The sequence below is a fragment of the Microbacterium sp. As-52 genome, assembly GCF_049949185.1.
Taxonomy (GTDB): Bacteria; Actinomycetota; Actinomycetes; order Actinomycetales; family Microbacteriaceae; genus Microbacterium; species Microbacterium maritypicum_A.
This window is the reverse complement of sequence record NZ_CP188171.1, coordinates 3526044-3551329: the sequence shown is the minus strand read 5'-3', so window position 1 is coordinate 3551329 and position 25286 is coordinate 3526044. Positions and strand designations below refer to the sequence as shown.

The following is a 25286-nucleotide window of genomic DNA, read 5'->3' as shown; positions in this document are numbered from 1 at the left end:
CGCTCAGGCGAACAGCCCGGCCCCCACGAAGGACCCCGGCTTCACCCCCGCCGGCACCGCCCAGATGCCCGAACCGACGTGGCGGATGTACTCGTTCATGAGATCTGTCGACAACCGACGCTGCAGCGAGATGAACTGTGCAGGATCGCGCTGGTACGACAGGAAGAAGAGCCCGGCATCGAGGCGTCCGAGCGTGTTGTTCCCGTCGACGTAGTTGTAGCCGCGGCGGAGGATGCGGATGCCGTCGTTCTTCTCCGGATGCGCGAGACTCACGTGGCTGTTCGCGTCGATCGCCTTGCTGTGGAAGTCCGGTGCCGTGAACTCGTCTCCGCCGGAGAGCGGTGCACCCTCGCCCTTGTCCCGACCGATGATGGTGTCCTGCTCCGACAGGCGCACGCGGTCCCAGGTCTCGATGAGCATCGCGATCTTCCTGGCCACGAGGTAGGACCCGCCGGCCAGCCACGCCGGTTCGTCCTTCTCCGATACCCAGACGTGATCGCCGAGCGCCTCGGTGTCATCGGCCAGGATGTTCGCGGTGCCGTCCTTGAACCCGAAAAGATTGCGCGGCGTCGCCTGCGTCGCCGTCGTGCGCGACGTCTTGCCGAATCCCAGCTGCGACCAGCGCAGCCGAGCCCGGCCGAAGGCGATGCGGCTGAGGTTGCGGATCGCATGCACCGCCACCTGCGGGTCGTCGGCGCAGGCCTGGATGCACAGGTCGCCGTGAGAGGTCTGCGGATCGAGATCGTCACCGAGGAACGCCGGGAGCCGTTCCAGCCCCGGGGGACGCTGCGCGGCGATCCCGTAGCGGTCGCCGTCCTCGTTCTCGAAGAGTCCCGGCCCGAAGCCGAACGTGATCGTGAGCCCGGCGGCGGGAAGCCCCAGCGCCTCCCCCGTGTCGTCCGGCGGCGCTTCGGCCGGCCCACCGACCGCACCCGTCGCACTGACTTCGAGGCCCTGCGCCATGCGGGAGGCCGCGTACGACCAGTCCTGCAGCAACGAGATGAGGTCGTCGCGATCCGTGCGCGGCATCATGTCGAAGCTGGCGAAATGCAGATGGTCCTGCACCGGAGTGGTGATGCCTGCCTGGTGATCGCCGAAGAACGCGTATGCGGAATGCGCGTCCTCCGCCGCACGCGCCCGCCCGAGCGCGACGCCGCCGGCGAGACCCGCACCGGCGCCGACCGCGAGGCCCGCGACGCCGCCCCCGATGGCCAGGCCGAGCAGGCCCCGCCTGCTCAAACCGGCAGGAGCGGACGCCGCGCCCATCGATGACTCTTCGGGTGCGGCATCCGCTTCTGGTTCGTTCACGTCCGTGATGGTATCCCGTAGCGTGCGGCTGATCAGTCGAGGACCGTGCTGGTGAGCTGCGAGAGCGGCTCGGCCAGAGCGTTGATCAGGTCGGTGAACTCGCGCTTGTCGGCCTCGGTCAGTTGCGAGTAGCCCACGAAGCCGTCGGCCAGCGAGCCGTGAGCCGCGAGAGATTCCTCGAGCGCGGTGTAACCCGACTCGATCTCCGCGACCAGAGCCTTCCCCTCGTCGCCCTGCGCGACGGCGAAGTCCTGCACGAGCGAGAACGCCATCTTCGACCCTTCGACGTTCGCGGCGAAGTCGTAGAGGTCGGTCCCGGACCACCAGTCCTCCTCCCCGGAGATCTTCCCGGTCGCGACCTCGTCGAGCAGCGCGATGGCGCCGTTCGAGATGCCGCCGATGCCCTGGTCGTCGAGGGCGGTGGTGAAGTCGTCGGAGTGCACGTAGTCGTAGAGCTCCTGCACGTCGGCGAGCAGCAGATCGCCGTAGTCGGCGCGCTCCTCCGGCGTGGACGGCACCCAGTCCTGCCACGCGGGGGTCTCCCCGTCGGCGTTCAGCGCGTCCTGCGCCGGAACCCACAGGTCCTTCTCGATGCGGTGGAAGCCCGTCCAGTCCAGTCCTTCGGCGACGGCATCGACCTCGCGATAGTCGATCCGCGGGTCGAGGTCGCCCAGCGCCTCGGCGACCGGCTCGATGCGCTCGTAGAACGCGCGGGTCTGCGGGAAGAGCGTGCGCGCGGTCTCGTCGTCACCGGACTCGTAGGCGGCGACGAAGTCCTCGACTGCGGGGACGAGCTGACCGACCTGGTCCTTCACGAACGCACCGTAGAGGTCGACGGCCTTCTGCTTCTGCTCGGCGTCTGGACCTTCCACCGCGACGCGATCCCCGGTCACGGTGAACGCGGTCTTCCCCACGCCATCGCCGATCATCCCCGGCTTGCAGAGAGTGAAGTAGTCACCGGGCTGTGCGACGACCGTGAGCGTGCGCGAGGCGGCCGGCGCGATGTTCTCGACCTCGCCGACGATCCGGAGGCCGTCGTCTGCGAGGAGGTAGAACTCCGTGACCTGAGCGGTGTCGTTCTTGACGTTGAAGGTCAGGGTCCCGCTCTTCGCGGTCGCCGCGGAGACCGCGCAGTCGCTGTCGGTCGAGGAGACGTCGAAGGCCGCGGTGGCTCCGGCGTCGCTCTTCGCGACGCAGCCGCTCAGGACGAGAACCGCGGCGCCGGTGGCTGCCAGCGCCCCCAGGATCCGGTGCGAGGTGGTCATGCTGCTCCTTGTGGTGAGAGGGAGGGAGATTCAGACGAGGGCTCCGTCGGGTCCTGCGGCTCCGTCGGGTCCTGCGGCTTCGACGGGCGCTTCGAGCGGAGTCCGCGGACGTAGAGCCATCCGACGACGGAGATGTACGCGACCCAGGCGACGACCTGCATCCAGGTCATCGCGGGCATGAAGCCGACCGTCGCCTGCAGAATCGATGCGAGGGGGCCACCGGGAGCGATCGTCGCCGAGACGTCGAACGCCCACCCGAACGGGAAGGCGGCCCATCCGACAGCCACGCCGCCGGTCACGGCATCGATCGGTGCCAGCGCGGTGAACGGCCCGGGAAGCACACCGGCCTCCTGCAGATCCATCAGCGCGTAGGCGAGCACGCCGGCCGCGACGATCACGAGGAACCCGCCGGTCCAGGCGAAGAAGCGACGCAGATCGAGTCGCAGCGCACCGCGGGAGATCAGCCATCCGACGACCACGGCCGTGAGGAGCCCGAGCAGGGCGCCCATCAGCGCCGAGGGTGCGTCGCCGAAAGACTGGACCATCGACCACAGCAGCAGCGTCGTCTCGATGCCCTCTCGGGCGACGGACACGAAGCCGATCGCGATGAGCGCCCACAGGCCGCCGGCAGTGAGGGCGCGGTCGATGCCACCCTCCAGCGTCGCCTTCATGCTGCGCCCGGCCCGCTGCATCCAGAAGATCATCCAGGTCACCATCGCGACGGCGAGCAGCGACAGGCCGCCACCGATCAGCTCCTGCGCCTGGAACGTGAGTTCGTAGGCCCCGAAGGTGAGCACCGCGCCGATGCCGAGAGCCAGTGCGATCGCGAGTCCGACGCCCGCCCACATCTTCGGGAGGGCGTCCTGCCGTCCGAGACGACGGAGGTAGGCGACGAGGATGCCGACGACGAGTGCGGCTTCGAGGCCCTCGCGGAGCCCGATGAGAAAAGTGGCGAGCACGGAAGAACACTCTCTGGCGGTGACTGAGGTAAGGCAGCCCTTACCGAGGAGACTCTAGCACCGAGATCGACGTCCACCGCACACGAGGGACGGAAGTAACGGAGCGCAACACAGGATCCCACCCCGGTCGACGCGACGTAGCCTCGGTCCATGGCTGAACTCTCGCTCCCCATTCTCGACCTCTCCCAGCTCGACGAAAGCCCCGAGGCCGCGGCAAGATTCCGCGACGACCTGCGGGCGGCGACCCACGACGTCGGCTTCTTCTACCTCACCGGCACCGGGATCTCCCCCGCGCTCGAGGCACGGCTCCACCGGGCCGCCCTGGACTTCTTCGCCCTCCCCGAAGAGGACAAGCTGGCCATCGAGAACGTGAACAGCCCGCACTTCCGCGGCTACACGCGCATCGGCGGAGAACGCACCCAGGGGAAGGTCGACTGGCGCGAGCAGATCGACATCGGCCCCGAGCGCGAACCCGTCGACGACGGCCCCGCCTTCAACCGCCTCATCGGGCCGAACCTCTGGCCGTCGGCGCAGCCCGAGCTGCAGGATGTCGTGGCCGAGTGGCACGAGACCCTGTCCGAGGTCGCTCGCAAACTGCTGCGCGCCTGGGCCCAGACCCTCGGCGCCGACGAGTCCTACTTCGACGAGCACTTCGGCGAGCCGTCGACCCTCATCAAGATCGTCCGCTATCCCGGAACGCACGAACCAGAGCCTCAGCAGGGCGTCGGTGCGCACAAGGACTCCGGCGTGCTCACCCTCCTCTGGGTGGAGCCGGGCAAGGGCGGTCTGCAGGTCGAACGCGACGGCACGTGGGTCGACGCTCCCCCGGTGCCCGGAGCTTTCGTCGTGAACATCGGCGAGCTGCTGGAGTACGCGACGGGCGGGTACCTCAAAGCGACGAACCACCGGGTGGTCTCGCCGCAGGCACCGGACGAGCGGATCTCAATCCCGTTCTTCTTCAACCCTGCGCTCGACAAGCGGCTGCCCCTGATCGCGCTGCCCGAGGAGCTGGCCGCCGAAGCGAACGGGGTGACCGATGACCCGAGCAATCCCATCCACGCGCTCTACGGCGAGAACGCCCTCAAGTCACGCCTGCGCGCCCACCCGGATGTCGCCGCGATCCACCACGCCGACCTCGTGAACGCGCCCGCCTGACGCACGGGTCACAACTCCTGCCCGCCGCCGAGAGCGACGATCTGCCGGAGCGCCTGGAGGTGGGCCGCGAAAGCATCGCGGCCCGCCTTCGTCGAACGCACCCACGTGCGCGTGCGACCCCCGACGACGCCCTTGCGCGCGAGCACGTATTCCGCGGTCTGCAGGTGCGCGATCGCCTTGCTCAGCGGCGAATCACCACATTGGAGGATGTCGCGGAGCGCCGGGAAGTCGAACTCCATGCCGTCGCCGAGCGCGGCCATCAACGAGAACCGGATCGGTGAGGCGAAGTTGTCGTCCAGCTGCGTGCGCGGGTGCGGCCGGAACCCCGCCTCAGCCACGACCCTCCCGCCCCGGAACGAACGACACCAGGACGAAGAGCACGATCACGACGACACCTCCGACGACACCGGCGAGCCCCGATGCGCTGCCCCCTCCTCCCCCCAGCACGAGAGCCACAGGGATGCCTGCCGCGAGCAAGAATGCCGCCACATGCGGCCACCGCCAGGAAGCACCGATGGCGGGAAGCCCGACGGGTGTGTTGAAGGCGACGATCCAGGCGAGGAGAACCAGCATCACCAGCAGGGTGATCACGCTGCGCAGCACATCGTCCGGCGCCCCCGCGAGCATGGTCAGCACGCCGAGAGCGACGCCGAGGAGCAGGGTCCCCCATCGGATCGGAGCGGGCAGGGTGACCCGCGGAGGCCGCGGGGACCGAGAATCTCCGGCCGCGCGGAACAGCTGGACCACGCCGTAACCGCCGATACCCACCAGGACTATGCCCGCGGGGATCAGCACGACGCCGACCGGGAGACCGGGATCCAACGCGACGAGACCGAACACGACGACAGCGCCGACGAGAACCACGACTTCGCCGAGGATGAGCGGCCACCGGGAAGCGCTCCAGCGCCACTGCATCCCGTTGCGTTGCGCCATCCCGCTCGCCAGCTGCCCCCACACCAGAAAGGTGAACAGGATCACCTGGGAGGCGAGGACATCGCTCTGCCGGAGGACGAGCGCGAACGCGACGAGATACCCGGCCGTGATCACCGCATTGGCGATCTGGAGCCCGGCGAGCGCACGTCGGTCGACGGCGCGGCCTCGGCGCTCCACCACCGCGTCCGCTGCGGCCAGATACCGGCGCGCGATGTCGGCATCCGGCGGCACGAGAGCGTCGTGACCGGGAATCGGCTTCTGCTGCATGTCGGGCCTCCCCCACTTTCCTTGTGGAAAGCTCTCTACTTTCCTATCGGAAAGCGAGTGGGGAATCAACCCTCGGACATGACGAAGGCCGCCCCACACCGTGGGGCGGCCTTCTCAAGAATGTTCTGCGCGATTGAACGCAGGATCGCAGTGCCTTAGCGGCGGAGTCCGAGACGCTCGATCAGCGAGCGGTAGCGCGCGATGTCGATGTCCTGGAGGTAGCCGAGCAGACGACGGCGCTGACCGACGAGCAGGAACAGCCCACGACGCGAGTGGTGGTCGTGCTTGTGCTCCTTGAGGTGCTCGGTGAGGTCCTTGATGCGCTGCGTCAGCATTGCGACCTGCACCTCGGGGGATCCGGTGTCACCGGGGTGCGTCGCGTACTCTTCGATGATCGCCTTCTTGACGTCTGCTTCCAGTGCCATAGATTCGATCCCCTCTCTGCTTGTTGCGCGGCGCCCGACGCCTGATACGTGGGCTCTCTTTATCCGCGGCCGATCGAACGGCAACCTGACGAGTCTACCAGCCGACGACCACCCTCGGTGACACCGGCGGCGGAACGAGTCCGTCAGGGTCAACTAGTCTCGAAACGTGCAGAAGAAGTTCGAGGAGTGAGCGCCCGCCGCGGTCATCTGATCGACCTCTCCCCCTTGAAGTCCAGTCCGGCGTTCGCCCGGATGTGGATCGGGTCGACACTCGCCGGCATCGGCGGCCAGCTCACCATCGTCACGGTGATGCTGCACGTGTTCGCCCTGACGCAGAACACCTTCGCGGTCTCGATGATCGCCGTGGCCGGACTCGTGCCGATGATCCTCGCCGGCCTGTACGGCGGCATGCTCGCCGATGCGTTCGACCGACGCCGGGTGGCACTGATCGCGGCGACCATCACTTTCGTCTCCACCGCCCTGCTCGCGGCTCTCACCTGGACGGGTATGGAGACCATCTGGTGGCTGTATGCGCTGAGCATGATCAACTCCGCCGCCAATTCGGTGGGCATGGCCACGCGCACGGCGATAGTGCCGCGGCTCATCCCCCGCGAGAAGCTCGCCGCAGCATCCGCGCTGAACGGTGTGGCCTTCGGGCTGACGGTCATGGCCGGACCCGCGCTGGCGGGCCTCCTCGTCGCCCTCACCGGCTACGGCTGGACGTACACGATCGACGTCGTGCTCATGCTGTCGATGTTCCTGGGACTGTGGACGCTCCCGGCGCTGCGGCCGGAGGGAGAGATCGTCCGCCCCGGCCTCGAGTCGCTGGTGGACGGCTGGCGCTTCCTCCGCAGAGCAGGCAACATCCGGATGCAGTACATCATCGACATCATCGCGATGACGTTCGGGCAGCCGCTCGTCCTCTTCCCCGCGCTCGGCACGGTGCTGCTGGGCGGCGGAGCGCTCACGACCGGCATCCTCACCGCCGCGGTGGCGGTGGGCACCTTCGCGTCGAGCCTGTTCTCCGGTCGCGTCGTGCAGTACCGCTGGCATGGCCGTGGCATCGCCCGGGCGGTGGAGGCGTACGGCGCATCGATCCTGCTGTTCGGGCTCGTCCTGCTCGTCGGCGCATTCTCGGCCCCCGCGAGTGCGGCTGCTCCTCACGTCGGACTGATCGTCGCCGCCTGCATCGCCCTCGCGCTGTCCGGCGCCTCCGATAACGTCAGCTCGATCTATCGCAACACGATGATGCAGGCCGCCGTACCCGACTCGATGCGCGGACGCCTCCAGGGCCTGTTCATCGTCGTGGTCGCCGGCGGGCCCCGCGTCGGGGCGCTGTACGCGGGCACGCTGGCGACGCTCACGACCCTCTGGTTCCCTCCCCTGCTCGGTGGAGTGCTGGTCATCGCCCTCGTCGCCGCGCTCGCGCAGCGCAACCGCCGATTCCACGACTACGACGCAGAGAACCCCGAGCCCTGACGGGCCCGGGGTCCGGACGATGCTCCGTGGAGGTCAGTCCTGCTGCAGGGCACCCTGCAGGTCGAGGCTGATCGTGACGTCCTTGCCGACGAGAACGCCACCGGTCTCGAGTGCCGCGTTCCAGGTGAGGCCGAAGTCCTCGCGGTTGATGACGGTCTTGGCAGAGGCGCCGGCCTTGTAGTTGCCGTAGGGGTCGGTGCCGAAGCCGCCGAAGTCGAGCTCGAAGCTGACCGGCTTGGTGACGCCGCGGATGGTGAGGTCGCCGTCGACGTACAGGTCGTCGCCCTTGACGTGCGCACCGGTGGAGACGAACTCCATGGTCGGGAAGTTCTCGGTGTCGAAGAAGTCCGCCGAGCGCAGGTGCGCGTCGCGACCCTCGTCATTGGTGTCGATGGAGGTCACGTCGACCGTCGCCTCGACCTTGGCGTCCAGCGGGTTCTCCGGAGCGATCAGCGTCGCGCTCTTCACCCCGAAGGTGCCGCGCACCTTCGAGATCATCATGTGGCGCACGCTGAAGGTGACCTCGCTGTGCGAAGGGTCCAGGACCCAGGCGCCGGGACGGTAGCCGGGGATGTCGATGCTGGTCATTGCTTCTCCTCTGGAGACTTCAGCCGCTGCTGCGGCAAGGGACAGGGGCCGCGTCGCCGCGACCACTGTGACAACTTACATTCATTCGCATGTATTCCCCTGAATGAAGAATCTTTCCCGCACATGCCGCGAGGCGCCTCCCTCCCGGAGGAGAGAGACGCCTCGTGGAAGAGACCGATGTCAGCCGACGGCGACCAGATCGATGATGAAGATCAGCGTCTTGCCGGAGAGGAAGTGCCCGCCGCCGACCGGGCCGTAGGCGAGATGCGGCGGGATGATCAGCTCGCGGCGACCGCCCACCTTCATGCCGGGGATCCCGTCCTGCCACCCCTGGATCAGGCCGCGCAGCGGGAACTGGATCGTCTCGCCACGGCCCCACGAGGAGTCGAACTCCTCGCCGGAGTCGAACTCGACGCCGGCGTAGTGGACCGTGACGGTGTCGCCGGGCTTCGCCTCGGCGCCGTCACCCTCGATGATGTCGCGGACGACGAGCTCCGCCGGAGCGGGAGTGCTGGGGGCTTCGAACTCAGGCTTTGTGCGTTCAGTCATGTCTCCATCAAACCCGAGGCCGACGGACCCGGTCAACGCACGCACACCTGCTCACAGCGAACACCTCACACCCTCGCCGGCGAACCTCGGCAACAAGCTCTTGACACTCATGCAGGGCCGGGTGCACCCTGTTTACAGATCAACTCAGCGCCCGGGAGACTCGCAGGCATCGCCGCAGCACCGGGCGCTGAGTCTTGTCCTGGAGCGATTCCCGGCCCCTCACTCGACGTATCCTGCGAGGAGCTCGGCGATCTCCACCGGTCGGCTCAGCATCGCGCAGTGTCCGCCGGGCAGCTCATCCGCGACCACTCCCAGGCGGGTCTCGGCGAGGTCGCGCAGGAATGCGGCAGGGAAGAAGCGATCGTCGGCGAACAGCACGAATCTCGTCGGCACGTCGGGCCACGCCGCCAGAGGCCACGGCCTCTCCATCGCCGCCTGCGACGGATGCGCCCTCTCCCGTCGGAGCGCCTCCTCTGCCAGCTCGTGCGGAACTTCGTTGTAGAAACTGACGAGGGGGTCGTCGTTCCCGGTCAACCCGCCGTCCCGCGCCGACTGGGCGGCAGACGCCGTGACGTATCCCGAGTTCGCCCACCACTGATCCGGGGACTCGCCCGGGGACGGGATCATCCCCGCCATCAGGACGAGGAGATCGGCGGAGAGGCGCTCGGCGACCAGCGGCGCGGTGAAGGCCCCGAAGGAATGACCGACGACCACCACCCCCGCCTGCGCACCCACCAGCTCCGCAACCGCCTCGGCGTAGTCGTCGAGAGTGAGCGTGTCGTCGTCGGCGGGAAGGTCGGGCGCGAACACCTCCTGCCCGCGCGCTCGCAGCTCGGCGGCGACCAGATGCCAGGACCATCCGACATCTCCGCCACCGTGGATCACGACGAAGGTGCTCATCCGCCACCGCCTTCCCTCCGAGAAGGGTACGCCGTCGCGTGTCGCGTCAGTACGCCAGAAGGGCCGCCCTGGTCGCCCTGGTGCGGATCAGGAGCGCGCGCTCGTCATCCACGGCCATGGGGTCGCGGCCGGTGATCGCCCGCTGACGGACAGCGGCGAGCTCGGTCGCCTCTTTGATGAAGGCGCGCATCAGCGGACGACGGTCCCCCCGCAGCTGCGACGCCCAGGCGAGTCCGACCTTGCGCCCGGCAGGGGTGGCGAGCATGGTGACCTCCTCGGGCGTGAACCATCCGGCCGCGGCGTAGTCCTCGAGGCGGGCACGGGTGAGTCGGGCCTCCTCACGACGCAACGCGACGATGCACAGGATGAATCCGATGAAGAGCGGCACCTGAAGGGTGAAGTAGAGACCGAAGAAGTCGGCAAACGTCGCCGAGCCGTTCCAGAGGGCGTGGAGCAGGATCGCCCCGACCACCCCCACCGCGCCAGCACCGAGCGCGGCCTTCGCCGAGCCGTGACGCCGAGCGACGAGGCCGATCGCGAAGCCGGTGATCGCGGTGAACATGGCATGAGCGAAGGGCGAGAAGAGCCCGCGCACCACGAACGTGACGGTCAGCTGCTCGCCGCCACCCTCGATGAGGCTCACCCCGAAGTACTGGATGTTCTCGGTGAAAGCGAAACCCGCCCCGACCAGCGCGCCGTACACGATGCCGTCGACAGGGCCGTCGAACGCTCGTCGGGCGAGCAGGAAGATGAGGAAGACGCCGAGCCCCTTCCAGAGCTCCTCGACGATAGGCGCCTGCACGACGGCGGTGAACTCCTCGGAGCGGATGTCGAGCAGGAGGGTCAGCGCGGTGTCGACGAGAAGGGTGAGCCCGACGGCCGCGACGGCGCCCCATGCGATGGCGAACGCCACCAGCCGCTTGGGCTCGGGCTCCCACCGATCGATCAGGCGCACGCCCAGGAACACGATGGTCAGAGGGATGAGCGCGAGCACCAGCCCCACGACGGAAGCGAACGATCCGAGCGCCCAGACGAAGTAGCCGACGAGGGCGATCAGGAGGAAGCCGAGCACCCCGAAGAGCCAGAGCGACACCGTGCGCCCTTTCCTCGTCGGAACGGGCAGCGCCGGGAGCGACTCCGCCGGCGACGGAGCGACGGGAGCCGGCGGCGTGTAGGGCGTCGGCTGCGCGAGGGACGATGCATACCCCGTGACGGAGGTGCGGGCCGCGGGCGCCGAGACCTGGCTCGCGTACGGCGCGGGCGCGAAGGCTCGCGGCGGTACCTGCTGCGGCGGTGTCGACGGCAACGGCGGTGCCGGCGGAGGCGCATACGGCGAGGGCTGCTGCGGCTGGGACGGTCCTCCGGAACTCATAGGCAAAGCTTATGGGCACAACGCCGGGCACCCGGATATGGCGACCCCCTCCACCCGGCGACCTGCACCCACCCGGTAGCGTAGAAGCATGCGGTTCGCTCACCTGCGCCGTCCCGACTCCCCTCTCGCGGTTCTCGCCGTCGTGGAGGGCTCGGACGCCGTCCTCGTCTCTGATCTCCTGACCGACCCTCCTGCCACGCTGCAGCAGCTGATCGAGAGAGGGGACGATGGTCTCGACGCACTGCGCCGCGCTCTGGCGGACACCACCGCGCCGCGGCATCCGCTCGCGGGATGGACTTTCGCCTCGGCCGTGCTCGCTCCGCCCGCGGTGCTGGCCGTCGGCCTCAACTACGCCGCGCACTCGAGTGAGCTCGGTCTCAAGACCGATGCCGCCCCGACCGTCTTCACACTCTGGCCGAACTCGCTCACCGGACACGACCAGACCACATCCTGGCCGCGCACGCTGAGTGAGGCCGTCGACTACGAGGCCGAGCTCGGCGTGCTCATCGGCTCGCCTGCGAAGGACGTCGCCGAGGCTGATGCGCTGTCGCACGTCTGGGGATACACGGTGGTCAACGACATCACCGCCAGGAACATCCAGTTCTCCGAGGCTCAGTGGTCACGCTGCAAGTCGTTCGACGGATTCACCCCGACCGGGCCGTTCGCGGTGACCGCGGATGAGATCGCCGACCCGCAGGACCTGCACATCTGGACCATCGTCGACGGTCACACCGTGCAGGATGCGAGCACCGATCAGATGGTGCGCTCGGTGGCGAAGCTGATCGCGCACCTCTCGCAGTCGCTCACGCTGCTCCCCGGCACCCTCATCTCGACCGGCAGCCCCGGCGGTGCCGGCTACTCGCGCGACCCGCAGATCTTCCTTCGCGACCGGTCCACCGTCACGGTGGGCATCGACGGCATCGGCGAGCTCACCACCCACTGCCGCATCACCGACTGACTTCACGGAGACGAAGGGGACGGATGCCGGCGCATCCGTCCCCTTCGTCTATCCGTCTGTGAGATCAGATCTCGATCAGGTCTTCCGGTGAGATCACCGGGATCGCGGCCGTGATGGTCTCGAGTCCCGACAGGCGCGCAGGCGAGAGCTGCTTGACGACCTCGTCGCGCGACATGAGGCCGGCCTCCACCACGAGGTCGGCCACGCTGCGGTTGGTCAGCAGTGCGGTCTTCGCGAGAGCGGCCGCCGCGGCGTAGCCGATGAACGGGGTCAGCGCCGTGATGACTCCGACCGAGGCACCGACCATCGCGCCGAGGCGGTCACGGTTCGCGGTGATGCCGTCGACGCAGTTCACTCGCAGAGTCCACATCGCCTGACGCATCCAGGTGATCGACTGGAAGATCGAATGCGCGATGACCGGCTCGAAGGCGTTCAGCTGCAGCTGTCCGGCCTCTGCCGCCATCGTCACCGTCATGTCCGCACCGGCGACGGCGAACGCCACCTGGTTCACGACCTCGGGGATGACCGGGTTGACCTTGCCGGGCATGATGCTGGAGCCCGCCTGCATGGCAGGAAGGTTGATCTCGCCGAGACCCGCCTGCGGGCCGGACGAGAGAAGACGGAGGTCGTTGCAGATCTTCGACAGCTTCATCGCGTTGCGCTTGAGAGTCGACGAGAACGACATGAACGAGCCGGTGTCGCTGGTGGCCTCGACGAGGTCACCGGCAGTGCGGAGGTCGAGCGACGTGATCTCGCGCAGGTGCTTGAGCACGGCGGGTGCGTAACCGGGGTGGGTGGTGATCCCGGTGCCGATCGCGGTGGCGCCCATGTTGATCTCGAACATCAGCGAGGCGTTCTCGGTGAGACGGGTGTGGTCGTAGCCGAGCGTCGTGGCGAAGCCGTTGAACTCCTGCCCCAGCGTCATCGGCACGGCATCCTGCAGCTGCGTGCGCCCCACCTTCAGCACATCGTGGAACTCGCGCGATTTGCCCAGGAACGACAGCCGCAGCAGGTCGAGTTCCTCGAGCAGCGAGCGCAGGGTCAGCGAGAGGCCGATCTTCACCGCGGTCGGGTACACATCGTTCGTGGACTGGCTGCGATTGGTGTGGTCGATCGGCGAAAGGAAGGCGTAGTCGCCCTTCTCGCGGCCCGCCATCTCGAGCGCGATGTTGGTGATGACCTCGTTCGCGTTCATGTTGGTCGACGTGCCGGCTCCACCCTGGATGACGCCGACCGTGAACTGCTCGTGGAACTCGCCGTCGATCACGCGCTGAGCCGCCCGGTCGATCAGGTCCGCCCGCTCCGGGTCGAGCACGCCGATCTCGCGGTTCGCACGGGCGCTGGCCTGCTTGACCATCGCGAGGCCGACCACGAGGTCGGGATACACCGAGATGGGCCGCTTCGTGATCGGGAAGTTCGCGTCGGCGCGGGCGGTGTGGATCCCCCAGTACGCGTCGACGGGAATCTCCATGCTCCCGAGCGAATCGGTCTCGGTGCGGGTCAGGGTAGGCGCGGCAGAAGCCATGTCACATCCTCGTGGGTCGTGGCGGGTGAGAAGGGTGGGGGATGTCTTCAGTCTACGCCGCTCAGCGTGCGGGTTTGCGGGAGAAGGCTTCGAGTCGCCCTTCCGGGTCGAGCTTCGCCATGCGCTCCAGCCAGGCCTCGGAGAAGTAGTCGCCGGTGTCGGCACTGGTCACCGGGACCACGGTGTGGGTGATCGTGTCGGGGTACACGTGCACGAGCTGGAACGCCTGAGCGGCGTCCATTCCGTTGACCTCGGCAGACGGGCGCGCGACGTTCATGGTGTAGCACGTCGCCGATGCCACGCTCACCGGCACGCCGGCGAAGGTGCCGTGCGAGGAGTAGTGCAGATGCCCGGCGAGGATGCCTCGGACGTCGCTGCCGCGGACGACGGCGGCGAGCTCGTCCTGATGTCGCAGCTCCAGGGTGTCGAACAGCGGGAGGTGGCTCGGAAGAGGCGGATGATGCATTGCGAGCAGGGTGCCGTGCGGGGCCGGCTCGGCGAGGACCTCGGCGAGCCAGGAGAGCTGACCGTCATCGAGATCCCCGTGATGCCAGCCCGGGACACTCGTGTCCAGCGCCACGAGTCGGAGACCCTCGAGGTCCCAGACACCGGTCACAGGCTCCTCGGTCGGAGCCAGATCGAGCAGCCCCTCACGCAGCGCCGGACGTTCGTCGTGGTTTCCCGCCACCCAGATCACCGGGGCGCCGAGTTCCGCCGCGACCGGCTCGACCGCAGCGCGCAGACGGCGATACGCGTCGGGCTCGCCGAGGTCGGCCAGGTCACCCGTGACGACGATCGCCGTCGGATGCGGATGCACCGCGCGGATCGCGTCGAGCGTGCGGTCGAAGTTCGCCTCGACGTCGTAGCGTCCGCCCAGGCGCGCTCCCCCCGCGAGGAAATGCGGGTCGCTGACGTGGATGAGCACGTGCGACGCGGGCTCGTGCCTGCCGAAGACGTACGGACTGCCGGTTCCTGCGGACATGGCCTCAGCCTATTGCCGCACCGGCAGCGGCGGACGCGACCCGCGCTCGCCCTCCGAGGTCAGTGACCGACGACGAGGAGCAGGATTCCGCTCACCACGGCGGCGGCGCAGAGCGCGAAACAGCCGTAGGCGCCGACCAGGGCCACCGTCTTCTGGCCCTCGGTCAGCGGGCTCTTGCGTGCCGCCTTCGCCGCCTGCTTCTCGGCGCGCTTGAGTTCCTTCTCCGTGATCACGGTGATGGCGTCCGTGAACTCTGCAGGACTCACCACCGGGGCCCGCCCGCTGCGCACGAGCAGTCGGAGTCCCAGCGCGTAGAACGTGACGATGGCGGCGGCGCCGATGAGGGCTGCCGCGAACACCTGGAGGAAGGCGACCCAGTCGATCACGACGTTCATTCGGACTCCCCGTTCCGGTCGGCGTCGGGCTTCGTCGTCGAGGCCGCAGCCTTCGACGAGCCGGCACCGGCCTTGGCCTCCGCCTTCTTGGCCTTCTTCTTCTCGGCTTTCTTCTCGGCGTCCTTCTTCGCCTGGGCCTTCGCCTGGGCCTTCGCCTGCTCGCGCGCCTCGGCACGGGCCCTGGCCTCGGCCTTGGCCTGCTCGATGCGCTGCTGGCGGCGCGTCGGCGGAGGCGTATCGGGGAGTTCGACGGCCCTGCCGGACTCGGCGACGTCACTCATCGCGTTCGCCGGGGTGACAGCATTGCGACGCGAACGCATGAAGAGGCCGAGGATGATCACCAGGGCGATCACGGCATCGATCGCCACTCCCCAGTTGCCCAGCCAGACCACCAGCAGCGCCGCGAGAGCGCCTACGCCTCCGGCAGCGGGAAGCGTCAGCAGCCAGCCGACTCCGATGCGGCCGGCGGTCCGCCAGCGCACGGTGGACCCGCGGCGGCCGAGGCCGGAGCCGATCACCGAACCGGACGCGACCTGCGTGGTGGAGAGGGCGAAGCCGAGGGCGCTGGAGGCGAGGATGGTGGCCGCGGTCGAGCTCTCCGCAGCGAAGCCCTGGGCGGGCTTGACGTCGGTCAGCCCCTTGCCGAGGGTGCGGATGATGCGCCATCCGCCGAGGTAGGTGCCGAGGGCGATGGTGAAGGCACACGCGACGATGACCCACAGCTCGGGCTCGTGATGGGCGCCGGACTGCCAGCCGATCGTGATCATCGCGAGGGTGATCACTCCCATCGTCTTCTGCGCATCGTTGGTCCCATGGGCGAGCGCGACGAGGGACGACGTGAAGATCTGGCCCCATCGGAAGCCGTCGCGGCCGTCGGGCTTCCCGTCGTAGCGACGGGTGACCGAGTAGGCGATCTTCGTCGCGGCGAACGCGATCAGCCCTGCCGTGACAGGGGCGATCAGGGCGGGGAGCACGATCTTCGAGAGCACCATGCCGAAGTCGATGCCCCCGATCCCCGCACCGACCAGAGTGGCGCCGATGAGTCCGCCGAAGAGCGCGTGCGACGAGCTCGAAGGCAGCCCCAGGAGCCATGTGAGCATGTTCCAGGTGATCGCGCCGATGAGACCGGCGAAGATCAACGAGAGGAACAGATCGGCTCCCGCGGAGATGATCGCATCCTCGCGGATGATGCCGCCCGAGATGGTCTTGGAGACCTCGGTGGACAGGAAGGCGCCGACGAGGTTCAGCACTGCGGCGAGGAGGACGGCGGTCTTGGGCTTCAGCGCGCCGGTGGCGATCGGCGTCGCCATGGCATTCGCCGTGTCGTGAAAGCCGTTGGTGAAGTCGAAGAAGAGTGCCAGCGCGATGACAAGCACGACGATGAGGGCTGCGGTTTCCACCGTTCGCTTTCGGTCGTTTGAGGAAGAAGGAGATGTCGACGAGATCGACGTGACGAACGAAGAGTTCACCGTGGGTTTGACTTCCGTTAACCGGCCCCGGTGAATTCTCCCACCCTCCCCCGTGCCGGTCAACTCGACCTGGGATAGCGTGAGACGGTGACTGACGCCCCTGCCGCCGACCGCCGCTCGACCCTCCGCGCCCATCACGGTGACACCTTCGAGGATCCCTACGAATGGCTTCGTGCCAAGGAATCCGCCGAGGTCATCTCCCACCTCGAAGCGGAGAACGCCCACACAGACGCCGAGACGGCGCACCTCGCCGATCTGCGCGAGAGACTCTTCCAGGAGATCAAGGGCCGTGTCCAGGAGACGGACCTGTCCGTCCCCACTCGCCGAGGGGACTGGTGGTACTACAGCCGCAGCGAGGAGGGGGCCCAGTACGGCATCCACTGCCGCGCCGCTGCCGCCCCGGACGACTGGACTCCCCCGCGTCTCGAGCCAGGAGTCGCGGTTCCGGGAGAGATCGTGCTCCTCGACGGCAATGTCGAATCGGAAGGACACGACTTCTTCTCGCTCGGCGCTTTCGACACGTCTGACGACGCCACGAAGCTGCTCTGGTCCACCGATTTCGAGGGTGACGAGCTCTACACCGTGCACGTGCGCGACCTCGCCACGGGCACCACGCTCGACGACGAGATCCCGAACACGGGCGGCGCCTTCTTCACGCCCGACGGCACCGGGGTGCTCTACACGACCCGTGACGAGGCCTGGCGCCCCGACACCCTGTGGCTGCATCGCCTCGGCACGCCGGTGTCGGACGACGTGCGGCTCTTCCACGAGCCGGACGAGAAGTTCTGGCTCGGGGCAGGGATCACCCGCAGCCGCCGGTATCTGGTCATCGCGGTCGGCTCGAGCATCACGAGCGAGGAGTACCTCGTCGATCTGACCGGCGAGCTCACCGCTGAGCCGCAGCTGGTCTGGCCGCGTCGCGAAGGCGTCGAGTATTCCGTCGAGCACGCGGTCGTGGGCGGCGAGGACCGGTTGCTCGTGCTGCACAACGACGGAGCCCTCGACTTCGAGCTCGTGTCGGTCGCCGCCGCGGACCCCCGGGGATCGCGGCACGTGGTGGTGGCGCACGAACAGGGCAGACGCCTGCTGGGTGTGGACGCGTTCCGCGACTTCGCCACCGTGGAGTACCGCAGCGAAGGACTCGAACGCGTCGGCCTGCTCGACTACGAGACGGATGTCGTCGACGAGCTGGCCTTCGACGAGCCGCTCTACTCCGCCGGAGTGAGCGGGAACCCCGAATGGCACTCCCCGTTCCTGCGCCTGGGATACACGTCGTTCGTGACGCCGGGGACCGTGTACGACCTCGATCTCGCGACCCGCGAGCTCGTGCTGCGCAAGCAGGTGCCGGTGCTGGGTGGATACGACCCCGCCGACTACGGGCAGAGGCGTGAGTGGGCGACCGCTGCGGACGGCGTCCGCGTGCCGATCTCGCTCGTCTGGAAGCGCTCGTTCGGCGAACCCGGGGGCGAGGCACGGCCGGTGCACCTGTACGGGTACGGCTCGTACGAGCACTCGATCGATCCCGGCTTCTCGGTCGCGCGCCTCTCCGAGCTGGACAGGGGTGTGATCTTCGCGGTGGCGCACGTCCGCGGTGGAGGAGAGATGGGGCGACAGTGGTACGAGGACGGCAAGCTCCTCCACAAGCGCAACACCTTCACGGACTTCGTCTCCTGCGGCGAGCACCTGGTCGAGACCGGGGTCACGGCACCGACTCTCATGGTGGCCGAGGGCGGCAGCGCCGGGGGCCTGCTGATGGGGGCTGTGACGAACCTCGCGCCCGGGCTCTTCGCCGGCATCCTCGCCGGGGTGCCTTTCGTGGACGCCCTGACCACGATCCTCGACCCGTCGCTGCCGCTGACCGTGATCGAGTGGGACGAATGGGGCGACCCCCTCCACGACCCGGATGTGTACGCCTACATGAAGTCGTACAGCCCGTACGAGAATGTCCGAGACGGCGTCGAATACCCGCGGATCCTCGCCGTCACATCCCTGAACGACACCCGTGTGCTCTACGTGGAGCCCGCCAAGTGGGTCGCCCGTCTACGCGAAGCCGGGGCGAAGGACGTGCTCCTCAAGTGCGAGATGGTCGCCGGGCACGGCGGCGTGAGCGGGCGCTACAACTCTTGGAAGGAGCGGGCCTTCGAACTCGCCTGGCTCCTCGAGACGCTCGGCCTCGCCGACGCCTGAGCGCCGGACCTCCTGGTGTGAGCGCCCGTTCGTGGGCGCCACATCAGGCGATCACGTCAGAACAGTCCAGGGTCTGCACCGGCACAAGACGCACACCTGAGAACCCGCGGCTGTTTCACCGCGCGACCCGGGCGCGATTCGACGCGCGACATAGAGCACGCGAGATCAGGCGAACACGCCGCATCAGGCACGCGGGAGGAGAAGTCGCCTGATTCCGCGAGGTCGCCTGATTCGGCGTGATGGATCCGATCGCTCTCGGACTCAGCCGAAGAGCGCCGCAGCCTCGTCGTAGCGGTAGCGCGGGACGGTGTTCAGTTCGCCGAGCGCATCGGCGAACGGCACCCGCACGATGTCGGTGCCCTGCATGGCGACCATCTGACCCCACGCGCCGTCCACGATCGCGTCCGCCGCATGCAGCCCCAGGCGCGTGGCGAGAACGCGGTCGAAGGCCGACGGCGATCCACCGCGCTGGATGTGGCCGAGGATCGTCGCACGCGTCTCGATGCCGGTGATGCGCTCGATCTCGGGGGCGAGCTGGTCGCCGATACCGCCGAGGCGCGGTCGATTGAAGGCGTCGAGCCCCTTGTCGCTGTATGCCTCGTCCATCCCGAGGAGCTTGAACCCCTCGGAGACGACGACCAGGGGCGCGCGACCGCGGTCGTGGGCGCTGGTGACGAGCTCCGTGATGTCGTCGATCGACATCGGTACCTCGGGGATGCAGATGACGTGCGCACCGGCAGCCATTCCGGCGTGCAGGGCGATCCAGCCGACGTGCCGACCCATGACCTCGGCGACCATGCAGCGCTGGTGGGAGTCACCGGTCGTGCGGAGGCGATCCATCGCGTCCGTGGCGATGTTCACGGCGGTGTCGAAGCCGAACGAATAGTCCGTCGCCTGCAGGTCGTTGTCGATCGTCTTGGGGACGCCGATCACCTTGATGCCGTCCTTGGCGAGGCGGTCGGCGGCTGCGAGCGTGCCTTCACCGCCGATCGCGATGATGCCGTCGATCTTGTGCCCGTAGAGGGTCTTGGCGATGTTCTCGGCTCCCCCGCGCTCGCCCTCATACGGGTTCGTGCGGCTGGTGCCGAGGATCGTGCCGCCCACCTTCGACAGCCCCTTCACCTCGTGCCGGGTCAGCGGCATGAAGTCCCCGTCGACGAGTCCGCGCCAGCCGTCGCGGATGCCGACGAACTCCAGGTCGTATGAGGTCGTGCCCTTGAGCACGATGCCGCGGATGACCGCGTTGAGGCCGGGGCAGTCGCCGCCGCTCGTCAGGATGCCGATCTTCATGCTGGTGCCTTCAGACGTTCGGGAGATGGGGGGGAACAGGCGACGCTGCCTTCGATCGACACTAGCGCCCCTGCGTGCCCGGGCGCCATTCGGGCTCGACGAAAAACGCCGATCTTGACAAGGCGATTCGCCGATATCGATGAACTTCCCGCCGACGCCGGCTTTCGCACCAGATCCCGCGTTAAGAACAGCCGATCTTGAGGCTTACGCTCCGCCCAGCGCCTGTCGCAGCAGGTGCATGAGCGCCGCCAGCTGCACCGGCTCCCCGGCCGACTCCTCGACCGCTTCCCCGTCGAGGGCGCGTGCCGCGAGTCCCTGCTTCTGGTCGATCAGCTCGGCGATCTTGGTGTCGATGGTGTGCGCGGCGATGATCCGCCACGCCGTCACCGGCTCGTCCTGCCCGATGCGGTGCACGCGGTCGATCGCCTGCGTCTGCTCGGCTGCCGTCCACGACAGCTCGGCGAGGACGACGTTCGACGCCGCCTGCAGGTTGAGTCCCACACCGGCAGCGGTGAGAGAGCAGACGGCGATGCCGACCTCGGGGTCGCCGTTGAAGTCGTCGATCGCCTGCTGGCGGGTCGTGGACGTCTGGTCCCCACGGATCGAGACCGAACGGATGCCGGCGGCGGCGAAGTGCGCCTCGGCCTGGTCCATGACGTCGATGTGCTTCGCGAAGAACACGACCTTGCCGACCGAACGCTGCAGCTGAGCGGCGTAGTCGGCAGCCAGTGGCGCCTTGGCCTGACCGATGCGCCGGACCATGGTGAAGACATTGTCTCCCCCGGTGCCGGCGGCCTTCGACTCCTCGAGCTCGTTCTGGGCGACCAGCCGCACGATGTCGTCGTCGATCTCTCCGGGTGCGAGTCCACGGTCGCCGCGGGCCTCGATGATGCGGCGGTAGCGAGCGGCGAGGCGCTCCCCCAGCTCGCGCTCGGCCTGTCGGATGCTGCGCCCGAACTCGTCGTCGAGCTGCACCGGCAGATCGGCGATCAGCTTGTCGGGCAGGTCGGCTGCGACGTCCTTCTTCTTGCGGCGGACGATGCCCATCGAGATCACCGCGTCGCGCGCTTCCGGATAGAAGGCCTTGTCCGCCGGGGTGAATCCGGTCGCATCGAGCTTTTCCATGAGCTCGGGCCCCGGCTTCTCGCCGGTGGTCCAGCCGAGGAAGCGCCAGATCGCGTCGAAGTCCTCCACGTCGTTGATCAGCGGCGTACCCGTGAGGGCGAGCATCAGGGGGTCGTGCCCGGGAGTGCGCTCGCGCACCTGGGCGGCCAACGACAGCACGTTCTGGGAACGCTGCGAGGAGAGATTCTTGATGAAGTGCGCCTCGTCGACGACCATGCCGCGCAGCCCGATCGAGGCGAGCCAGGACATGTGCCGATCGAGGATCTCGTAGTTCACGATGAACACGTCGGCGAACGCATCGATGTCGTCGCCGTCACCCTGGATCACCGTGGCGCGACGCTGTGGCGTCCAGCGCTCGACCTCGCGCGCCCAGTTCATCTTCACGACGTTGGGGACGACGACGAGCAGCGGGTACGCGCCCGCCACGGAAGCGGCGAGCACTGATTGCGCGGTCTTGCCGAGTCCTGGCTCATCGGCGAGGAGGAAGCTGCGGTGCCCCGCCTTCACGGCTTCGAGGAACCGGGACTGGTGCACCATGACCTCGAGGCCCTTGGGCGAGATGTGGTCGAACTCCGGCGCCGGAGGCAGATCCATGGACGCGGCGGATCCGCCGGCTCCGGTCTCGAAGGCCTTGTACAGCGGCCCCATGAGCTCCCAGCCGTCGAGGCGGCGTCGCGGCGTGGCGCTCGGTCGGGGCGTCAGGTCGGGAGCGAGGAAGGGATTGGCCAGTTGTCGAGCTTCGACGGACGGCGGGGTGACCTGTCGCTCGGCGATCGCCGCCGGGATCGTGGAGATCTGCACCGGTGCCGCGTCGGCGATGATGAGCTCTTCCGGGGCGAGGTCGGCGCCGGATTCGAGCAGCCAGTCGCGGCGCATGCGCTTCGCCACCGGCGATGTCGCCTGGTCGGCCTCCAGCAGCTGGATGAGCGAGGTGTCGCGCGCAGCCGTCTTCGCGAGGATCGTGGCGACGCCGTCGAGCCGCTTCAACAGCTCGGCGCGAGCAGGATCACCGATCTCGGCATCCGCCTTCACACGCGCGCGCTCTTCGCGCACCAGGAAGGCGATCACCTGGAACTTCACCCGATTCGTGGGGCCGAGCTTCCCTCGCTGCGACTTGGCCTCGATCTCGCGCACCTTGCGCGCGAGGATCGGGATGAGGGGTGCCTCGTCGTCACGACGGGACGTCTTCTTGCGCCGCGTGGCGGCGGTTGCCGTAGTCGGCATGCTCCTCCTGAGCGTGAAGGCTCCGGCTTCCCCAGGAAGCCATGGGCCGTTCTCGTTGTCCGCGTGTGGCGTGAGCCAGGACCGTACGAACAGTGGATCTTCTTCCCGTCGGGGATCGCGAGATTCGCGAAGTTCGGCGGGAGCCGATGTCCATTCTATGTCATCGTGCCCGCGTGGACGCGATCGCCCACGCCGAGCCGCCCATTCGAACCGCCGAACGGGTCGCGCGCTACGACGTCAGTCCGAGGGCCCGTGCGGCATCGTTCACGTCGGCACCCATCTGCTCCATCAGCTTGTCGATGCCCTCGAAGGCCACCATGCCCCGCAGTCTGTCGACGAACTCGACCGTGACGTCGTGCCCGTAGAGGTCGAGGCCGGTCTCGCCCAGCACGTGGGCCTCGACCTGGCGCACGAGGACATCGTCGAACGTGGGGTTGGTCCCGACCGAGATGGCCGAAGGGTGCCGGATGCCGGTGTCGTGGTCGACGAGCCACCCGGCATAGACGCCGTCCGCCGGAACGAAGGCATCGACGATGGTCGAGAGATTCGCGGTGGGGAAGCCCAGCTCCCGCCCGCGCTTGAGCCCGTGCACGACCTCGCCGCGCACATCCGGGTACCGCCCGAGAACGGTCGCGGCTGTCGCGACATCGCCCTCCATCAACAGTTCGCGGATCCAGCTCGACGACACGCGCCGCGAAGAACCCGGAAGGTAGACGTCATCGACGACCTCGACCGAGAAGCCGTAGCGGGGTCCGAGTTCGCGCAGCAGCTCCGGCGTCCCCGCTCCCCTGTTCCCGAACCGGAAGTCCTGCCCGACCAGGACCGTCGACACCTGGAGGGCTCCCACGAGGATGTCGACGACGAAATCCTCCGCGCTGCGGGCCGCGAGTTCCTCGTCGAACGTGAGCACCAGCGTCGCGTCGAGCCCGAGCTCACCGAGGAGCTCGAGCTTGCGGTCGACCGTGACGACGTTCTCGGGGCAGCGATCCGGGCGGATGACGGCCAACGGGTTGCGATCGAACGTGACCGCGACCGATCGGCTCTCGGTAGCAGCAGCCGCCTCCTCGAGGCGCGCGATCACAGCGCGGTGGCCGGCGTGGACCCCATCGAACTTGCCGATGGCGACCGCGCTCGGGCCGAAGTCGTCCGGCACCTCATCCGGGCTTCGGAAGATGATCACGCGTCGACCTCGACAGGGCGCGCGACTTCGGCGGGGCGATGCGTGCGCAGCCACCAGATGCCGAAGATCGGGAGGACCAGCGGGATGAACAGGTAGCCCCGCCCGAACAGCGACCACACGGTCTCATGCTGGAACAGCTCGGGCAGCAGAATGCTCAGCAATCCGACGACGAGCACGCCGGTGAGCTCGAAGACGATCGCGATCCAGGCGACGGTGTACCAGCCGCGACGACGAGCCAGGACGAGGGCGAGCGTGGCCAGGATGTAGACGAGCGCGGCGAGTGCGGAGAGCGAGTACGCGAGCGGCGCCTCGTCGAACCGACGGACGATCTGCACGAAGCTGCGTCCCGTGGCGGCCAGCGCCATGACGGCGTAGACGATCACGAGGACACGACCGATTCCGGTCATCCGAGAGGAGGGGGCGGTGGAGCTCATAGCGCATTCCATCCTAGAGCCGCGGAAGACGGCCGGTCTCCGCGCAAGCCTCTCGCCTCACGCGAGCTGGACGGCCCAGATGACCTGCATCCGCCAGAGCATGATCGCGATCGCGAGTGCGGCGACGCCCAGGATCACGGTGCTCCAGCGGCTGCGTTCCATGAGCGCCCACAGCACCGCGCCGACGGGCAGGAGCACGGCGGAGACCAGGTAGACCCAGTACTCGAGCAGGTCTCCGGTCGGCGGGTTTCCTGAGAAGGGCGCGATGATGGCGACGATCACCTGGACGACGAGCAGCGCCTCGACGAGGGCCAGAGCACCGACGCTGAAGTCACTCGGTCGCCTGCCGATCAGCCCCGCGACGAGACAGAACACGCCCGCGGCGACCGCGACGACGATCTGCGCGATCGTGAACCACAGGATCATCGGTCGCCCTCCGGCATGTTCATGGCGCTCTTGAGGTCTGCGCCGCGCCTCTCGACGATCCCGATCAGAACCCCGTCCTCGTCGATCGCTGCGCCGAGGCGGCTCTCGAGACGGACGGCCTGCCCTGCGAGACGCTTGCCGTGGCGGAGGTCCCGCGCGTCATCGACCGACATCGCAAGGACCGGGAGAAGGCGTCCTGCAGCCTCACCGGGGGTCAGGGTCGGTGCACCCTCGAGCGCTTCGATGCCGACGGCATCCGTCACATCGAACGGCCCGACACGAGTACGTCGCAGCGCGGTGAGGTGACCGCCGACGCCGAGAGCGGAGCCGAGGTCGCGGGCGAGCGAACGGATGTATGTTCCGGATGAACAGTCGACCACGACGTCGAGATCGATGTACCCGTCGCCCTCGCGACGGCCGAGCAGATCGAACCGCGAGACGACCACGTCGCGCGCTGCGAGCACGACCTCTTCACCGGCACGCACACGCTCGTACGCGCGGCGACCGTCCACCTTGATGGCGGAGACAGCGCTGGGGACCTGGGAGATCTCGCCCGTGAGCCTCGCGATTCCGGCGGAGACCGCTTCATCGCTGACGGACTCCCATGCCTCGGGAGCCGCCGTCGTGAGGATCTCGCCGTCCGCATCGTCCGTGCCCGTCGTCTGTCCGAGCCGGATCGTCGCCGCGTAGGTCTTGTCAGCCCCCACGACGTACGTCAGGAGCCTGGTCGCTCCCTCGATGCCGATGACCAGCAGACCGGTCGCCATCGGGTCGAGCGTTCCGGCGTGCCCCACCTTGCGGGTGCCGAACGCTCGTCGCGTGCGGGCGACGACGTCGTGGCTGGTCAGCCCTGCGGGCTTGTCGACGAGAAGGATGCCGGGCGAGACCATC

Annotated in this window: 24 protein-coding genes; 4 read left to right on the top strand and 20 right to left on the bottom strand. The window is 68.2% G+C overall.

The window, feature by feature from the left end; translation table 11 throughout:
- Positions 1 to 3: 3 nt before the first annotated feature.
- The 3 genes from efeB to efeU form a co-directional block, all read right to left on the bottom strand.
- Positions 4 to 1266, bottom strand: a complete 1263-nt coding sequence (efeB, locus tag ACLFA2_RS17120; RefSeq protein ID WP_029258998.1) for an iron uptake transporter deferrochelatase/peroxidase subunit — start codon at positions 1264 to 1266, stop codon at positions 4 to 6.
- Between the two features lie 74 nt (positions 1267 to 1340).
- Complete coding sequence (efeO, locus tag ACLFA2_RS17115) at positions 1341 to 2573, bottom strand: iron uptake system protein EfeO (RefSeq protein WP_297554336.1); 1233 nt, start codon at positions 2571 to 2573, stop codon at positions 1341 to 1343.
- Positions 2570 to 3532, bottom strand: a complete 963-nt coding sequence (gene efeU, locus ACLFA2_RS17110) for an iron uptake transporter permease EfeU (RefSeq protein WP_297554339.1) — start codon at positions 3530 to 3532, stop codon at positions 2570 to 2572. The genes efeO and efeU overlap by 4 nt, the downstream gene beginning before the upstream one ends.
- Positions 3533 to 3682: 150 nt before the next feature.
- Between efeU and ACLFA2_RS17105 the strand changes: the two genes are divergently transcribed.
- On the top strand, positions 3683 to 4687 hold the full coding sequence (locus tag ACLFA2_RS17105) for an isopenicillin N synthase family dioxygenase (RefSeq protein WP_167254320.1): 1005 nt from the start codon (positions 3683 to 3685) through the stop codon (positions 4685 to 4687).
- Positions 4688 to 4695: 8 nt separating this feature from the next.
- Here the strand turns inward: ACLFA2_RS17105 and ACLFA2_RS17100 are convergent, their stop codons facing one another.
- From ACLFA2_RS17100 to rpsO, 3 genes are all read right to left on the bottom strand, one after another.
- The gene (locus tag ACLFA2_RS17100; RefSeq protein ID WP_021198603.1) at positions 4696 to 5025 is read right to left on the bottom strand and encodes a transcriptional regulator; all 330 of its coding nucleotides are present in this window, start codon (positions 5023 to 5025) and stop codon (positions 4696 to 4698) included.
- Entirely contained in the window at positions 5018 to 5887 is an 870-nt protein-coding gene (locus ACLFA2_RS17095; protein WP_167254324.1) for a hypothetical protein, read from the bottom strand. Before ACLFA2_RS17095 ends, ACLFA2_RS17100 begins: the two co-directional genes overlap by 8 nt.
- 155 nt (positions 5888 to 6042) lie before the next feature.
- The gene (rpsO, locus tag ACLFA2_RS17090) at positions 6043 to 6312 is read right to left on the bottom strand and encodes a 30S ribosomal protein S15 (protein WP_017830938.1); all 270 of its coding nucleotides are present in this window, start codon (positions 6310 to 6312) and stop codon (positions 6043 to 6045) included.
- A 186-nt stretch (positions 6313 to 6498) separates the two neighbouring features.
- Here rpsO and ACLFA2_RS17085 point away from each other — a divergent pair, with 186 nt between their 5' ends.
- Positions 6499 to 7791 carry an MFS transporter gene (locus ACLFA2_RS17085; protein WP_167254326.1) on the top strand — a complete coding sequence of 431 codons (1293 nt, stop codon included), beginning with the start codon at positions 6499 to 6501 and terminating at the stop codon, positions 7789 to 7791.
- Between the two features lie 33 nt (positions 7792 to 7824).
- On the opposite strand, the gene ACLFA2_RS17080 is transcribed toward ACLFA2_RS17085, so the two are convergent.
- From ACLFA2_RS17080 to ACLFA2_RS17065, 4 genes are all read right to left on the bottom strand, one after another.
- Positions 7825 to 8379 carry a YceI family protein gene (locus tag ACLFA2_RS17080; RefSeq protein WP_426621696.1) on the bottom strand — a complete coding sequence of 185 codons (555 nt, stop codon included), beginning with the start codon at positions 8377 to 8379 and terminating at the stop codon, positions 7825 to 7827.
- 180 nt (positions 8380 to 8559) lie between these two features.
- On the bottom strand, positions 8560 to 8928 hold the full coding sequence (locus tag ACLFA2_RS17075; protein WP_021198599.1) for an FKBP-type peptidyl-prolyl cis-trans isomerase: 369 nt from the start codon (positions 8926 to 8928) through the stop codon (positions 8560 to 8562).
- A gap of 219 nt (positions 8929 to 9147) precedes the next feature.
- Positions 9148 to 9828: an alpha/beta fold hydrolase gene (locus ACLFA2_RS17070; RefSeq protein ID WP_426621695.1), complete on the bottom strand. Its 681-nt coding sequence runs from the start codon at positions 9826 to 9828 to the stop codon at positions 9148 to 9150.
- 46 nt (positions 9829 to 9874) lie between these two features.
- The gene (locus tag ACLFA2_RS17065) at positions 9875 to 11200 is read right to left on the bottom strand and encodes a PrsW family intramembrane metalloprotease (protein WP_235045212.1); all 1326 of its coding nucleotides are present in this window, start codon (positions 11198 to 11200) and stop codon (positions 9875 to 9877) included.
- Between the two features lie 88 nt (positions 11201 to 11288).
- On the opposite strand from ACLFA2_RS17065, the gene ACLFA2_RS17060 reads away from it, so the two are divergent.
- Positions 11289 to 12158: a fumarylacetoacetate hydrolase family protein gene (locus ACLFA2_RS17060; protein WP_426621694.1), complete on the top strand. Its 870-nt coding sequence runs from the start codon at positions 11289 to 11291 to the stop codon at positions 12156 to 12158.
- 64 nt (positions 12159 to 12222) lie between these two features.
- Here the strand turns inward: ACLFA2_RS17060 and ACLFA2_RS17055 are convergent, their stop codons facing one another.
- The 4 genes from ACLFA2_RS17055 to ACLFA2_RS17040 all read right to left on the bottom strand — a co-directional run bounded on the left by ACLFA2_RS17055 (position 12223) and on the right by ACLFA2_RS17040 (position 16460).
- Positions 12223 to 13683, bottom strand: a complete 1461-nt coding sequence (locus ACLFA2_RS17055) for an aspartate ammonia-lyase (protein ID WP_021199419.1) — start codon at positions 13681 to 13683, stop codon at positions 12223 to 12225.
- A gap of 61 nt (positions 13684 to 13744) precedes the next feature.
- A complete protein-coding gene (locus tag ACLFA2_RS17050; protein WP_426621693.1) occupies positions 13745 to 14665 on the bottom strand; it encodes a phosphodiesterase in 921 nt (306 codons plus the stop codon).
- 59 nt (positions 14666 to 14724) lie between these two features.
- Positions 14725 to 15060 (bottom strand): hypothetical protein, encoded by a 336-nt coding sequence (locus ACLFA2_RS17045; RefSeq protein ID WP_021199417.1) that lies wholly within the window; start codon positions 15058 to 15060, stop codon positions 14725 to 14727.
- Complete coding sequence (locus ACLFA2_RS17040; protein ID WP_021199416.1) at positions 15057 to 16460, bottom strand: inorganic phosphate transporter; 1404 nt, start codon at positions 16458 to 16460, stop codon at positions 15057 to 15059. The genes ACLFA2_RS17045 and ACLFA2_RS17040 overlap by 4 nt, the downstream gene beginning before the upstream one ends.
- Before the next feature lie 156 nt (positions 16461 to 16616).
- Here ACLFA2_RS17040 and ACLFA2_RS17035 point away from each other — a divergent pair, with 156 nt between their 5' ends.
- Positions 16617 to 18716, top strand: coding sequence for a S9 family peptidase (locus ACLFA2_RS17035; protein WP_426621692.1), 2100 nt, complete (start codon positions 16617 to 16619; stop codon positions 18714 to 18716).
- A gap of 261 nt (positions 18717 to 18977) precedes the next feature.
- Here ACLFA2_RS17035 and ACLFA2_RS17030 read toward each other — a convergent pair whose 3' ends face one another.
- The 6 genes from ACLFA2_RS17030 to truB all read right to left on the bottom strand — a co-directional run bounded on the left by ACLFA2_RS17030 (position 18978) and on the right by truB (position 25285).
- Positions 18978 to 20006 (bottom strand): 6-phosphofructokinase, encoded by a 1029-nt coding sequence (locus ACLFA2_RS17030; RefSeq protein WP_021199414.1) that lies wholly within the window; start codon positions 20004 to 20006, stop codon positions 18978 to 18980.
- A gap of 204 nt (positions 20007 to 20210) precedes the next feature.
- Positions 20211 to 22355, bottom strand: a complete 2145-nt coding sequence (locus ACLFA2_RS17025) for a DEAD/DEAH box helicase (protein ID WP_136023701.1) — start codon at positions 22353 to 22355, stop codon at positions 20211 to 20213.
- A 229-nt stretch (positions 22356 to 22584) separates the two neighbouring features.
- Complete coding sequence (locus ACLFA2_RS17020; protein ID WP_021199412.1) at positions 22585 to 23535, bottom strand: bifunctional riboflavin kinase/FAD synthetase; 951 nt, start codon at positions 23533 to 23535, stop codon at positions 22585 to 22587.
- Positions 23532 to 23969: a hypothetical protein gene (locus ACLFA2_RS17015; RefSeq protein ID WP_231479831.1), complete on the bottom strand. Its 438-nt coding sequence runs from the start codon at positions 23967 to 23969 to the stop codon at positions 23532 to 23534. Before ACLFA2_RS17015 ends, ACLFA2_RS17020 begins: the two co-directional genes overlap by 4 nt.
- A 57-nt stretch (positions 23970 to 24026) precedes the next feature.
- A complete protein-coding gene (locus ACLFA2_RS17010; RefSeq protein WP_021199410.1) occupies positions 24027 to 24395 on the bottom strand; it encodes a hypothetical protein in 369 nt (122 codons plus the stop codon).
- Entirely contained in the window at positions 24392 to 25285 is an 894-nt protein-coding gene (gene truB / locus ACLFA2_RS17005) for a tRNA pseudouridine(55) synthase TruB (protein WP_021199409.1), read from the bottom strand. Before truB ends, ACLFA2_RS17010 begins: the two co-directional genes overlap by 4 nt.
- Position 25286: the final 1 nt, after the last annotated feature.